Below are 13959 nucleotides of genomic sequence, written 5' to 3' on the forward strand. Positions count from 1 at the left end.
TGAGGTGAACTCCCCTTGACTCCCATGACGGGAGGAGTGTTTGACATCACGCAGTTTGCGCCTCGTCTTAACCCGATTGTTCGTTCAGCGACTTTATGTCCCCTGCCTTATCGTTCTGGTCCTGGGGTCGACTGTTCTGGGCTGGGGACAGTTTCGGGAACTGCGCCACCATCAGCAGGAAACTGTTGACGGCGTGGCCCGGGCGTTTACACTGCAGTTGGAATCTACCGGCCGATTTTTGACGCAATTCGGGCTGACGGCGGAGACGACGTCGGAGTTGCAGCAAACGCTTCGCGCTGTGGTGGAAAATTCCTCGCTGTTTGAGCGTTTCATGGTTCTGGATCCGAATGGATCGGCAATTCTCCATGTGGACGCCCCCTCTTCCTCCTTGCCAGCCTTCTCTCCGGAGACCTTTGCCGCACGTGCTGAACAGCAGATGCTCTTCGGCCCCTTGGGCCGCGATGGGGATACGGCCTCTTCCATGTGGGCCATCGTGCGCAGCAGACCGCAAGGCAGCACGATTGTCGGCATTATGAGCCAGAGATCCCTGGCGCGTCTGTTTCGCACTGTGGCGGGGGATCACCACAACCAATGTCTGTTCCTCTCTGAATTTCAGGGCGACATGATTTTCGCCACGGACCAGGCCCCACCGAGTTGTGCCACCAATTGGGAGCAAACCGACCTCCTGCACCAAGCCATCCAGGCTGGTTCGAACCCGGTTTCCGGATTTGTCTCCTTTGACAACGAAATCACCTACACCAGTGCCCGGGCCGTGCCCCGGGCCGGGCTTGTTGTCGGGGCCAGCCGCGACGCCGCTGAATTTATTATTCCTTTGGTGATCCTGTGTTTTGTGATCGCCTTGATCTTCAGTTGCTTTTTCGGTCTCGTCGTTTGGCGGTTGCGGCGGCGGATCCAGAGTCAAGTGGTGGATCCCCTCCACGATTTCACCGACGAGATGCGCTCTTTGGAGCAGGGCAGGGTAGTCTGCGAGAACAGCAGACAGCCGTTTCAGGAAATGGAGGTCTTGCGCTGTCGATTTATGGAGATGGCCCATACCCTGAATACCCGGGAACAGGAACTGCGCGAGAGTCAGGAACGGTTGAACCTCACGGTCAATAGCGCCGGGTTGGGGTTGTGGGATTGGAATCTGCGCCAGGGGACAATTTTTTCCAGTTCCCGGTGTTCGGAGATCCTGGACTTTCCCCCCTACGAAGCCACGACCCGGATCACGCAGTGGTCCAGGCGGATCCATCCCCGGGACCGGGAGGAGGTCAAGCGGCGATTGCGGGCGCATCTGCTGGGCCAGGAGGACACCTTTGAGACCGAATTCCAGATTCAAACCCGGGACAACATTTGGCGCTGGGTTTGGGTCTGCGGAAGGATTGTGGAGAGCGACGCTCAAGACCGTCCCCTGCGGATGACAGGAACCGCCCTGGATATCGCCAAGCGCAAGACGGTTGAAGAGAAATTGCGCACCCTGACCCTGGCCGTGGCCCAGAATCCGGTGCCGATCCTCATCACCGACGAGGTGGGACGATTGGAGTATGCCAACCCGGCATATCTGGAGTTGACCGAATTGACGACCAATGAAGTCCGAGCCGGGCTGGAGGCCAAAGCGGGGCCGCACTTCATTGACGGCAGTTTCATCCGCCATTTCCATCAGGTTTTGTTCAGCAAGGGCCATTGGCAAGGGGAGTTGCAGAATGTGACCAAAAGCGGACGGGTATTCTGGGAATTTACCTCCATCTCGCCGCTCCAAAACGAAAAAGGCGAGGTCACCCACTATGTGGCCGTGCGCAAGGAAGTCACCGCCCAGAAGCAGGCCGAATCCAAACTCCGGGAATTGGCCACCCGCGACAGCCTGACCGGGGTCTGGAACCGGCGCTATTTCTTTGAGTTGGCCGCCCGGGAGCTTGAAAGCGCCCAGCGTTACAAACATCCTTTGTCATTGATTCTCTATGATATTGACCACTTCAAACGTATAAACGACACCTATGGCCACATGATCGGCGACGAAGTCCTGCGTCAGCTGACCCAACTCGTCGGGGCCAACCTCCGCAATGTCGATCTGCTGGCCCGGGTCGGCGGCGAAGAATTCGCCGTGTTGTTGCCGCACACCTATCTCGAACAGGCCCACACCGTGGCCCGGAGGATTCTGCGGGGGGTCAACGAGGCGGTGATCCGGACCGAGGCCGGGCCGTTGCAGCTCACGATCAGCATCGGTATGAGTTCCTCAGCCCATGCCGACAATTGTCTGGAATCGTTGATCCATGACGCCGATCAGGCCTTGTATGCGGCCAAGAACAAGGGGCGCAACAGTATTTGTGGTCCAATGATCGGCATGGAGTGAGGTGTCCCGTGTGTCGGAGCCGGCCCTGCTGAGAACCGGCTTATTCTTCGTCGGACTCCAGCGGCCAGGAGAGTTCGACACTGACTTTTTCCCGCCCTTTTTTCCTTTCCGCCTCCATCTCTACATGAAGTTCCCCACGAGGGGCGACCTCGATGCTCTGCCCGCCGAGGTCACATTGCAGCGATCCTGCGGCCAGCGAATCGGCCATGTCCCGGAGCATGACTTCCAATTGGTGCCGGGTCAGGGTGCCGTTGAGTTTAATCTTGTCCTTGCCCATAGCCTTCCTCCGTGTACTGAAGAATCAATTCCCACATCTGCTGTCCCTCGACGGTAAACAGCCCACCGTCCAAAGCGGCCACATTGTGTCCCAGAACGCTCAAGACCCCGCTTCCCTGCGGCAACAAGCCCAGAAATCCCGACAAACTACTGTTTTGCCGGGCCTGCAACCGTATCCGCCATCCGCGAGACCAGCGACAGGGCCCGAGGAGATGCACCGGCCCCCAGGCCCGGGTGTGTGGGGATTGGAGTGCTGTATACACGGCATCGAACACAATGGCATACAACAAGACGGCCCACCGGGTCGGGACAGGTGGGTCCTGGGACTCGGGTATCCAGATTTCGTCCGCCTCACCGGGATCCGGCATGGATTCGGCCAAGGTCGCGCGGCAAGCGCGGTCAAATGTCTGCAAGACCTGCGCATCCATGCTCTCCCCCCATCCTGGTTCCTCGGCGAGCACCAGACGCTGGAAGAGGTCCCTGGCAGAACGGAGCTGGACGAGCCAAGTCGTGCTTTGACCGTGCCTGACCTGTGGGCGCAACAGGCGTAACAGCCGGGCGACACTGGTTGCCCCTGGAGTCTGTTCCCCGGCGTGCGGAAACCAGGACCGAGGCAGCAGCATCACGGTTAAAAGCGCAGGCCCGTTGTGGACCTCCGGCCAGGGGCTGGCCACCGTATGGGCCAAATGGGCAGTACCGGCCTGGTCGTGGATCTGATGGAGTTCAAGGCCGGACGACGGTTCTCTGGTGCGCTCAAGCAGGCTGGCGGCCTGGGGGGCGAACCCGTCGGCGGTCAGCCCGAGCCATTGGGTCAGGGCAGCGTTGGCAAACAGACATTGCCCTTTAGTAGATACCACCGCGCAGGGGACTTGGAAGTGATCCAGCCAATTTTCAAGTTCCCGGACCTGGACTTCGCGGTGCAATGTCGCGCTGACGGCCCGCTCCAAAGCATCGCCGTCTGCAGCCGGGGAAGCGGGAGGCTCCGTGTCCGAAGCGTGTTGCTCCTGCATCCATTCCAGGGGATCACGTCCCAGGTGGAAATCCTTCGGCATGATTGAACCTCCTTTCGAATTCACGGCACAGAGCTGCGAAATCCCAGGCGCCGTTACTTTTCGGGGCGTAGCGAAAGATATCCTGGCCGAAACTCGGTGCCTCGGCCAAAGCGGTCGTCTTGCGCACCGTGGCTTCCATAAGCTGTTCCGGAAAATGGGCTCGGACCAAGCGCTGGATTTCGCGGTGCAGGCGCCGGCGTTTGTCGAAACCGTTGAGAAAAATGGCGCTGAGGCTGAGATGGGGCTCGATGTCCCGACGCAGGACGGAAATGGTTTTGGCCAGGGAACTCAAGCTCTGCAGCGCGAGGTATTCGGGCTGGAGGGGAACGAGAATGTTCCGGGCGGCGACCATGCCGTTGACGGCCAAGAATCCCAGTGTCGGCGGACAATCGAAAAAGATGGAGTCGTAGCCATCGGTGAGCGGGGCCACATGTTCCCGGACCAGATCCCACCAGGCCTGACGGGTCGTTTCCCCTTCCAGGGTGCCAAGGGCCGGGCCGGCCGGAATGAGGTCCAGATTTTCGCCGCGTTGGAGGACCTGGTCGAGCGTGGCTCTGCGGTGCACAAGGTCAGCCAGGGTTGGCACCCCCGCATCCGTGGCTACGGCCGGAAAGAGGCTCAAGCTCAGATGGGCCTGCGGATCGAGGTCAACAAGGAGTACGCGGCGGCCCTGCCGGGCAAGGCCCGCGGCGAGATTGCAACAGGCGGTGGTTTTACCGACTCCGCCCTTCTGGTTGACAACAGCAAAGGAAGGCATGGAGACCTCATAGTGGAGAGTGGAATAATGATATCTTACCTTTGCAAAATCAGAGCAAGAAAATCAACCACCTTTGGATGACAATACCATACGATCAGTGCTGCACCGGGCATGAGGTCAAAGAAACGACGCGAACCAGGTTGCACCAACGTTGCCGAGAGATGGGCGAGGCGGGAAGCGGAGATCTGAAACGGGGAGGTGGCGGCTATTGCCCGAGCTGATAGCGACGCACGGCCCGGTTGTGCTCACGCAGGGTGCGGCTGAAATGGTGCCCCCCGTTTTGGGTGGCCACGAAATAGAGATACTCGTGGTCCTCGGGGTGCAGGGTGGCTTGCAGTGCTCCCAGGCCTGGGGAACAGATGGGGCCGGGGGGCAGTCCGGCATGGCGGTAGGTGTTGTAGGGATTGGTGGCGTTTTGGAGGTCGGAGCGGCGGAGATTGCCGTCAAATTCGGGACCGATACCGTAGATCACGGTGGGATCGCATTGCAGTCGCATACCGCGTTCGAGCCGGTTGGCGAAGACACCGGCCACTCTCGCCCGTTCTTCAGGAAGGGCGGTTTCCTTTTCCACCAGCGAGGCCAGAGTCACGGTGCGCACAATCTCAGCACTATCCGGCAGCCCTTCGGGCCAGAGCTGGTTTTTGGCGACATCCCAGAATTGACGGAACATGGCTCGCAACAACGGGTAGGGATCGTTTCCCCCGGGTCGCGGCAGAAAATAGGTTTCCGGGAACAAAAATCCTTCGGCGTGGTCGGTGGGGATATCCCAGGAGTCGAGGAAAGCTTTGTCCGCAAGAGCGGCCGCAAAACGCTCCCGGGTGGTCAACGGGGTCTCGCCGGCGTTCGTTGCCACCTCCCACCAGGGCAATCCTTCGGGGATGGAAAAGGTGTAGAGGATGGCCCGGCCGGAGACGAGGGTCTGAAGGATTTTTTCCGGGGACCATCCGGAATGGAGCCGGAACTCCCCGGCCTGGACCGATCCGGTCTTCTGTTTGACGCGGGCCAGAAGGCGGAACTTCCAGGCGGCATCAATCACGCCTTGGTCTTCGAGGAGTTGACTGATCCGGGCGAAGTTCCAGCCGGGGTTGATCGTAACCTCAATCGCACGCCCGGGTTGGGTCATGGGAGTGGACATGTAGGCATACCCACCGGCCCAGAGGAGAAACCCGAAGGCGCTGAAAATGACCAGCCCAGCTAAGAATTTGGAGTACGTCATAACAGAAAGGGACTTGTCCAAGGGTTTGCGGCGTTACGCCGGTCACTCGCCGGCGGTGTTGGCCGGGCCGGATGCCAGAAAGCTCTCTAAAATAGCGACCGCGGCGTGCTGGTCCAGGAGGTCCTTGCGCTTGTGCCTTGGCACGCCGGCCTCGCGCAGGGCCTCTCCAGCGAATTCCGAAGTCAGGACTTCATCGACATAATAGATGGGCAGAGCGATCCGCCGGGCCAGACTGGTCCCGAAATTCCGGGCCTGCCGGGTCGTCAAGGTTGCCGTGCCTTCCAGGTCATAGGGCAAGCCGATAACTACGGCTTCAATGGCGTAGGTTTCGATATAAGCCAGTAATTCCTCGAAGAGGGCCTGCCGTGTGCTCCGCTGCACCGTGGCCAATGGGGTGACGACAGTAGCCTGGCTATCGCTCAGGGCCAGCCCAACCCGCTTGAGTCCGAAATCGATACCGAGATAGCGCATGTCCGGTCGGCCCCGCCTCAGGCGGAATTGTTCTGCCCTGTCTTGGCGGGCGTGGTGCAGGCAATGGCGATCTGGCGCCGGTCACGGCTGTCGGTCTTGCCCTTCTTGACTGCCTGCAGGCAGCGGCGCATCCAATCCTGCCCCAAATGGATCTGGGCCAGGAATTCAGCGGCGTGGAGGATGTCGCGTTTCCAGCCCTGCTGAACCGCGATGCGGTTCAGACCGACCTTGCACGAGGGACAGCCGACGACAATCGGCGATCCGGCGGCGTAGGAGCGGCAGTCCTCTTCGAGTTGGCGTACCTTCCGGTCACGGAGGGTATTGTAGATCTGCGGCGAGGTCAGGGCCCCAAGTCCGCTTTCCCCGCAGCAGCCCGGGCTCTGGCGAACGGCGGTATGGAGTTGACTGGCCAGGGCTGCGGTATACGCCGTGGCCGCCTTGGGCCCGGCGACACCGGTGAATTCGGCGTGACAGGAGACGTGGTAGAGAACCTCCTCCAGATCGCACTGACCAGGCGGCAGAGCGTGCAACAGAAATTGCAGCGCATCCTGGTGTGTCGCTGGCTCCTGAAGGGCGCTGCCAAGTCCGAAATCCGCCAGGGATTCGCGGCAGGTGCCGCAGGCGGTAATCAGCTGACCAACCCGCAGCCCCCGGTTGGCCGCATAGGTGATGTGATCCCGGAGGCGTTCGGCCACCCGTTCGCGGTTGTGGGTGTAGGCGTCTTTGCACCCGGCCGCGAGCAGGGGGTAGCCGCAGCACATATGTTCAGGAGGCAAGACCACGGCCTTGCCTGAGGCCAGCAGCAAGCTCATCGTGGCCAGACCAATGCTGCGGTAAAACAGGGATGCCCCGCAGCCGGGAAAATACAAGACGGCATCGAGTTCGTCCTGGTCCGCCAAATGAGCGGGCACGAACAGGGCTCCCTGATCCAGATGCAGGGCCTGGGGCAGGTTCTTGAACTGCAGGGCCGGGCCAGGACCGCGCAGGAGCGGGCTCTGCCGTTTTTGCCGCCAGGAAGCGGGCAACAAGGGCGCAGCCTTGCTCTGTAAGGATTGACCGACAGCGGCGAGCTTGGCGGCCTGAGTCACCCGTTCTGGATGCTCTCCAAGATAATTGAGCACCCGGGATTTGAGGGGGTGACCACCTGCTCCTTTCTCCTCCAAAAAGGAGCGCATATTCAAGGCGACATCGTGACTTCGGATCTTGACCGGACAGACGGTCATGCATTTGCCGCAGGCGGTGCAGTGTTCCATGAGCTGCCGCAGGTCCTGCATCAGATCGGGATCCGGCTCGCCGGTGTCCATCAACGAATAGTACAGGGCCTCAATGAGTGCGCCCAGAGTGATGTTCTTGCTCCGGGGGTGGTACAGAAAACCCTTTTCCGGGTAGAACATGGGGCAGACCTGTTTGCATTTGCCGCACCGGGTGCAGGTCTGGATATTGCGCAACAGCGGAATGAGCCGTTCTTTCTGGGGCAAGGCGGTCTTATCGATGTCCTGGATGAGCCGGTTGAAGGAGAAGGTGTAGGGAATGGTCTCCAGCCGGTTCTGCATCAATTTGCCGGGATTGATGGTGTTTTTGGGATCGATCTGCCGTTTGTAAGCCTTCAGGGCCTCCAGTTTGTCTTTCTGGAGGTAATTGATTTTGGTGATCCCGATGCCGTGCTCACCGCTGACGCCGCCTTTGAGGGTCAAAACTTTTTTGAAGACCTTGTCCACGGCTTCTTCGACTTCATGCAGCATCTGGGGATCATTGGAGTTGACCGGAAAATTGACGTGGCAGTTGCCGTCCCCGGCGTGCATGTGATTGGCGATGACCACGCGGGTGGCGAAGATCGTGTCCCGGATGGCCCGCAATTCCTTATCCAGATCCGGGTACCGGCTGCGCAGGTCGCGGAAGAAATAACTGATCTGGAGCTGGAGTTCCTGCTCCGCGATATCCCCGGGCCCCATGGTCTGCTTGAGGATGCGCGACGTGATGTCCAGTTCCATCTGGATGAATTCATCGCCGGGATCGATTTCGTTGAGCTGGTTGACCGCGTTCAGCCCGCGCCGATAGGCCCGTGCCAGGTAGTAGAGATTGAGTCCCTCCAGAAAATCGGAAAATTCCGGGATCGCCTCCAGGGGAATGACCACGTCTTCGTTGATTTTGAATCCACTGGTGTGTTTGGCGATGGCACTCAGCTTGTGGCGGTCTTCCCAGAAGACCTCGGCTTCCTTGGCGTCCCCGGCGACAAAGACATCGACCTTGTCGTAGGCCTCGGCGATATTGACGATATTAGCCACGGCCGCGTTCAGGGCGTCGGTATCGTTGGAGTCGAGCTGAAGGAGGAGAACCGAAATGGGTTCGCCCTCATAGCGCTGGGACTTCTTTTCGTATTCAATGGCCTGGACGTACTTGGAACCGAATTCCTCCAGCGAGGCCATCTTGACCAGGTCGCCCTCGCGCCGGATGGTATCGCGCAGGCCGACGAGATCGTTGATGACCAGCATGGCGTTGCGCATGGAGCGTCCGAAAAATTCGAGACACAGGGTCCGGGAATGTTCGAGTCTGGGGTGCAGGGTGAAGCACGCCTCGGTGATGATGCCGTCGACGCCCTCTTTCTGGACCCCTGGCAGTCCACCGAGAAATTTATTGGAGACGTCCTTGCCCAGACCAGTGGCCCGGATTTCTTCTCCGTTCAAGGCCACGGAATCGCTCAAGGTGCCGTCTTCAGCGTAAATATCGAAAATGGCAGTGTCTTCGGCCAGGATCTTGCGCCAGGGATGGTCGCGGCGGCAGACTTCAATCAGGGACCCGTCCGGCAGGACCATTTTGTAGCTGTAGATATTGTCCAGGGTGGTGCCGTATTCGAAGGCAAAGGGGCCACCGGCGTTTTCAGAGATATTGCCGCCGAGGGACGAAGCGGCCTTGGAAGCCGGGTCCACGGTCAGCACCAGGTCTTTTTGGGCCGCGGCCTGAATGGCGGTCAGGGTGATGACCCCGGCCTGGGCGCAAATGATCTGGGCTGCAGGATCGACCTCAAGGATGGTCTTCATCCGGCTCAGACTCAGGATGACGCTGTGCCGATGGGCCGGGACCGCGCCCCCGGTCAGGCCGGAACCGCCTCCGCGTGGCACCAGGGCAAATCCCATTTCCGAAGCCAGGCGGACAATGGACTGGATCTCTTCGGTGGAGCCCGGAGAGAGCATCAGAAGCGGAATCTCAAGCCGCAGGTCCGTGGCGTCCGTTGAACATTCGACCAGGGCCTTGGGCGAGGCCACGATATGCTCGGGCGGAATAATCTGACGGAGCCGGTCCAGGATCGAGTCCTTGAATTCCTGGTCTTCGAGAAATTCTTGCCAATAGGTGTCCAAGCGTTGACGCAGGTCGTTGTAATAGACCTCGCTCAGGCCGACCTTTTCCGCGTCCAGGCGATCAAAGACCGATTTCTTGACCCGTTCCGGGGGAATGAACGGGTTGTAGCGGATGATGAAAATCTCCGAGGCCAGACTCAAGGCGAGTTCTTGAACCGATTCCGGCCAGGAGTCGAACTCCTCTTCAGCAACATAGAGCACGCGGTCAAGGAGGCGACGCTGGGAGAGGGAAATATGGGGAAGTTTTTTGGGCATAGTGTTGCGATACGGTGGTTTGAGGGTGTTTGGCAGCGCGTGAGTGTACTCGTTTTGTAAAGCGGAATGGTACGGCGCCGGGGAAACCGGAGCGTCTCGGATCAACAGGTGTGGAAAACAGGCACGGATTGTCTCGCAGCCGCAGGGCAGCCGATTGATCGCTCAACTCAAGCACAAGTGTCTCGCTGAGAATCTATCAATATACTTGGTCAGACAGCATATTGCAAGTTGGACACAGAGGGGTGGGCGCTGGACCTCAGCACCGAGCATGGCGAGCTGAAATCTGACGGTCAGTCTTGAGACCGATTCGGGACAGGATTTCGTGTTCTTTGGCTTTTCTTGGTCTTTTGCCCTCGCGCCGTTGTGTGCTCCTCAATCTCTGAGCAGGGCAATCCATCACCTCTCGGCCCCAAAAAGCGTGACCTGGGAGGATCCAGGTCACGCAAAAAAGTCGTACCGTGGCACTGGCAGGCGGAGAGGGGCCGGGAGCTGCTAGTTCAAGCTATCTGGCTCCACGAGCAATACCCGGGGCGTGACTCCCAGCCATTGGGCGAGATAGCGGCGGAGGTCGTCGACGAGTTTGCGCTGGCGCTTCATCTGATCGAAAAAGAGATCTTCACGGATTCCCAGGCGCAGAATCAGCTCCTGGTCCGGGCCGGAGCCGGCGATCGTAGCGTTCCAGTGGATGTCGAAATCCAGATAGGTGCTCAGCAGCTGCCCAATGCGTGCCGGGGCGATATTGACTCCCTTGACGGTCAAGACGTCGTCGACGCGTCCGGCAATACGGTCCAGGGCGGTGAACACGGAGCCGCAGCCGCACGTATCCGGCACCCGTCGGACCTTGTCGCCGGTGCGGTACCGCAGCAGGGGCACAGCTTCCTTGACCAGCGTGGTCAGCACCAGTTCGCCCCATTCGCCGTCAGGCACAGGCTGGTGCGTCTGAGGATCGAGAACCTCGGCGTAAAAGAGATCTTCCTGGACATGGAGCACGGATTGGTTACGGCATTGCGCAGCCACAACCGGCCCGTAGGCCGCGCTCAAACCGTAAAGGTCATAGATCTGGGCCTGGAAGCCGTCCTCGAGGACAGCCCGGGTGTCGGCCGAGAACGGTTCCCCGGTCACCAGGAGGCATTTGAGTCGCAGCGCGGCCGGTGAGACATCCTGGTCCTTGAGGGTCTGCAGCAAGCGCAGGGCGTAACTCGGTGTGGCCACCAGACAGGAGGTCCCGAAATCCCGCATGATCTGGACTTGCTTCGGCGTGCGCCCCGTGGCCGTGGGAATGACCGAGGCCCCGAGCTTGCGGGCGCCTTCGTGAAAGGTGAAGGCCCCGGTCCCCAGACCGTAATTGAGCGTGATCTGAAAGACGTCGTCTGCATCAAGGCCAAGGCCGGTCATGATCCGGGCCATGAGCATCGCTGCGTTGGTCAGGTCGCGCTCGGTATAGCCGTGCACCACTGGTTCCGGATGCCGGCCGGTGGTGGTGTGGATCTGGACGACTTCCTTAAGCGGGGTGGCGAACATGTCATACGGATACGCCTGGCAAAGATCGGTTTCATTCGTCAGGGGCAATCGTTGGAGATCGCTGAGACTGGCGCATTGATCCGGATCGAAGCCGGTGTCGGCAAACATGCTCCGGTAGAAGGCGACATGGCGCTGCACCCGGTGCAAGGTGGCCTGGAGCCGTTCAAGCTGAAGCTGTTCAAGGTCATCACGCGATGCGGGCAATGCGGTTGCGGCGAGAACTGCCATGGGTACACTCCTTATGCGTCCGCCAGGTCGTCAAAAATATCGTCCTGTCCAAGATAGGCCTCGATGACCCGCGCGTCGCCCTGGATCTCCCGGGGAGCCCCGCTGGTCAACACGGCGCCCTCGACGAGAACGGCCACCGTATCGGATACGGCCATCAGGACATCCATATCGTGCTCGATAAGCACCACGGTCAGCTGCCTCTCATCACGCAGCGCCAGGATGAGCTCGGCCAGTTCCTGGGATTCCCGGTTATTCAGGCCGGCTGCCGGTTCATCAAGCAAGAGCAAACTCGGACGGCCCATAAGCGCCCGGGCGATTTCCAGCTTGCGCTGGTTGCCGTAGGACAGCTCGCCGGGCAGGGCCGCTTCGTGTCCGCCCAATCCGACCGCCTCAAGGTTGGCCCGGGCCTCGTCGCGCAGACGCTGTTCCCGTGCGCGGCCGAAACCGCAGAGATCCCGGAGACCGTTGCGGTGCCAGGCGTTGGCGCCCAGGGCGACATTGTCCAGATTGGGCAGGTCGCTGAGCAGGCTCAGATTTTGGAAGGTGCGCATGATGCCCATGCGGCACCGTTTTTCAGGACTGGCCGTTGTCACGCGGCGCTGGTTGAAGCGGATCTCACCGCCGCTTGGCAGCAGGGTTCCGGAAATCATGTTCAAAAGCGTCGTTTTTCCAGCCCCGTTGGGCCCGATCAGCCCGAGAATGGTCGCTTCGGGCACCGTGAGGGCAACATCGCGCACGGCGTGGACGCCACCGAACCGTTTATTGAGGGCGTGGAGTTCAAGCAGTGGACTGTTCACCGTTCCCAGATCTCCTTGTAGGCCTTGCCCAGATAGGCGCGCTGGACTTCTTCATGGGCCAGCAATTCGGATCCGCTGCCCTCCAGAATGACCCGTCCCGTCTCCAGGACATACCCCCGGTGGGCGATGCGCAGCGCGGCCCGGGCGTTTTGCTCGACCAGAAGCACGCTCAGACCGTCTTCGCGGTTGAGATCGCGGATGGTTTTGAGGATGTCTTTGGCCAATAGCGGGGAGAGCCCCAATGAGGGTTCATCGAGCAACAGCAGCCGCGGCCGGGACATCAACGCCCTGGCCAGGGCAACCATCTGCTGTTCGCCACCGGAAAGATTGCGTGCCGGGCGGTTCCAAAAGGAGTCCAGGATGGGAAACCGCTCCCGCAGTGCCTGCAGGTCCCGGCGCACCCCATCTTTGTCCTTGCGGTGGAAGGCACCGAGCAAGAGGTTTTTTTCAACACTGAGGCCCCCGAAAAGACGCCGGCCCTCCGGGCACAAAGCCAGACCGAGGCCGAGACGGTGCTCCGGAAATAATCCGGCCACCTCTGTGCCTTCGAAGTCGATGCGCCCGGAGGCGGGAAACAGGGTGCCGGCAATAGATTTGAGCAAAGTGGTCTTTCCGGCGCCATTGGCGCCGATGACCGCAACGACCTCACCGGGGCCGACATGGATGGAGGCGGCCTTGAGGACGTGCACGGCGCCGTAATAGGTATGGATGCTGCGAACTTTGAGCATGAGTTGTCACTGTTTCAGTCGTGGTGGCAAAGCGTTTCCGACCGCGGTCACGCATTGGAGGTTGATGCGGGTGCCGATTGGGTCCGGCGCCGCAGCGGGAAACGGCGGCGGCCCTGGCCGGGAGCGCGTCCGAGGAGCCCCTGAGGGCGGAAGATAAGGATGACGATCAACAGGCCGCCGTAAACGAGATCCTGGTAATCGGCGAATTCCTGGAGCAACTCCGGGAGCAAAAAGAGCAAAATGCCCCCGGCCAGAGGGCCAAGCACAGTGCCCATGCCGCCGAGAACGACCATGCACAACAGTAAAATCGAAGTGTGCAGGCCGAACACACCGGGATTGATGAAGGTGATGTAGTGGGCGTAGAGGCTGCCGGCAATACCGGCAAACAAGGCCGAGAGGGCGAAACACCCGACCTTGAGCGGCAGCGGGGCGATGCCCAATGTCCTGGCGGTCCGCTCGGATTCCTTGATCGCGGTCAGATTGCGTCCGAATTGTCCCTTACGTAGCCGTGAGGTGACAAAAAGACAGAGGGTGACCGCGCCCCAGACCCACCAGAGAAAATCCGCGCCCTGCATACCGAAATTCGGCAGACCGTAGAGGCCGTCCGTGCCTCCGGTGAAGGCGAGGTTTTTCAGGCCGAGTTCAAAGATGAGCCCAAAGCCAAGGGTCACGACGGCCAGATATTCGTCTTTGAGTTTCAGAGCCGGAGGGCTGAGCAAAACCGCAACGGCCGCGCTGCCAAGACCGGCCAGGACCAGCAGGAGCGGAAAGGGCACAATGGTATAATGCATGGCCAACAGTCCGGAGATGTAGGCCCCGATGCCGAAAAACGCGCCGTGGCCCAGGGAGACCTGTCCGGAAAGCCCGACCGGGATGTTCAGACTGGCGGCCAGCAGGACGTACATGCCGCCCAGAACGGCGAGGTGAAGGATGTATGCAGCCATAGATAGTA

11 protein-coding genes are annotated in these 13959 nt (G+C 60.3%); 1 reads left to right on the forward strand and 10 read right to left on the reverse strand.

What is annotated here, in order from left to right; all coding sequences use genetic code 11:
* Nucleotides 1–40: 40 nt before the first annotated feature.
* A complete protein-coding gene (locus DRET_RS05640) occupies nt 41–2350 on the forward strand; it encodes a sensor domain-containing diguanylate cyclase (RefSeq protein ID WP_015751564.1) in 2310 nt (769 codons plus the stop codon).
* A 40-nt stretch (nt 2351–2390) separates the two neighbouring features.
* On the opposite strand, the gene DRET_RS05645 is transcribed toward DRET_RS05640, so the two are convergent.
* The 10 genes from DRET_RS05645 to DRET_RS05690 all read right to left on the reverse strand — a co-directional run bounded on the left by DRET_RS05645 (nt 2391) and on the right by DRET_RS05690 (nt 13951).
* Nucleotides 2391–2627 carry an amphi-Trp domain-containing protein gene (locus DRET_RS05645; protein ID WP_015751565.1) on the reverse strand — a complete coding sequence of 79 codons (237 nt, stop codon included), beginning with the start codon at nt 2625–2627 and terminating at the stop codon, nt 2391–2393.
* Complete coding sequence (locus DRET_RS05650) at nt 2608–3678, reverse strand: hypothetical protein (protein ID WP_015751566.1); 1071 nt, start codon at nt 3676–3678, stop codon at nt 2608–2610. The genes DRET_RS05645 and DRET_RS05650 overlap by 20 nt, the downstream gene beginning before the upstream one ends.
* Nucleotides 3650–4435, reverse strand: coding sequence for a ParA family protein (locus DRET_RS05655; RefSeq protein ID WP_015751567.1), 786 nt, complete (start codon nt 4433–4435; stop codon nt 3650–3652). Before DRET_RS05655 ends, DRET_RS05650 begins: the two co-directional genes overlap by 29 nt.
* Nucleotides 4436–4640: 205 nt before the next feature.
* On the reverse strand, nt 4641–5651 hold the full coding sequence (gene mltG, locus DRET_RS05660; RefSeq protein WP_015751568.1) for an endolytic transglycosylase MltG: 1011 nt from the start codon (nt 5649–5651) through the stop codon (nt 4641–4643).
* Nucleotides 5652–5693: 42 nt separating this feature from the next.
* Nucleotides 5694–6122 (reverse strand): Holliday junction resolvase RuvX, encoded by a 429-nt coding sequence (gene ruvX / locus DRET_RS05665; RefSeq protein ID WP_015751569.1) that lies wholly within the window; start codon nt 6120–6122, stop codon nt 5694–5696.
* A 17-nt stretch (nt 6123–6139) separates the two neighbouring features.
* Complete coding sequence (locus tag DRET_RS05670) at nt 6140–9733, reverse strand: FAD-binding and (Fe-S)-binding domain-containing protein (RefSeq protein ID WP_015751570.1); 3594 nt, start codon at nt 9731–9733, stop codon at nt 6140–6142.
* 492 nt (nt 9734–10225) lie between these two features.
* Nucleotides 10226–11482 carry a phenylacetate--CoA ligase family protein gene (locus tag DRET_RS05675; protein WP_015751571.1) on the reverse strand — a complete coding sequence of 419 codons (1257 nt, stop codon included), beginning with the start codon at nt 11480–11482 and terminating at the stop codon, nt 10226–10228.
* Nucleotides 11483–11493: 11 nt separating this feature from the next.
* Nucleotides 11494–12279 (reverse strand): ABC transporter ATP-binding protein, encoded by a 786-nt coding sequence (locus tag DRET_RS05680; RefSeq protein WP_015751572.1) that lies wholly within the window; start codon nt 12277–12279, stop codon nt 11494–11496.
* Nucleotides 12276–13007: an ABC transporter ATP-binding protein gene (locus DRET_RS05685; RefSeq protein WP_015751573.1), complete on the reverse strand. Its 732-nt coding sequence runs from the start codon at nt 13005–13007 to the stop codon at nt 12276–12278. The genes DRET_RS05680 and DRET_RS05685 overlap by 4 nt, the downstream gene beginning before the upstream one ends.
* 47 nt (nt 13008–13054) lie before the next feature.
* Complete coding sequence (locus DRET_RS05690; RefSeq protein WP_015751574.1) at nt 13055–13951, reverse strand: branched-chain amino acid ABC transporter permease; 897 nt, start codon at nt 13949–13951, stop codon at nt 13055–13057.
* Nucleotides 13952–13959: the final 8 nt, after the last annotated feature.

This window comes from Desulfohalobium retbaense DSM 5692, from assembly GCF_000024325.1.
GTDB classification, from domain to species: Bacteria; Desulfobacterota; Desulfovibrionia; order Desulfovibrionales; family Desulfohalobiaceae; genus Desulfohalobium; species Desulfohalobium retbaense.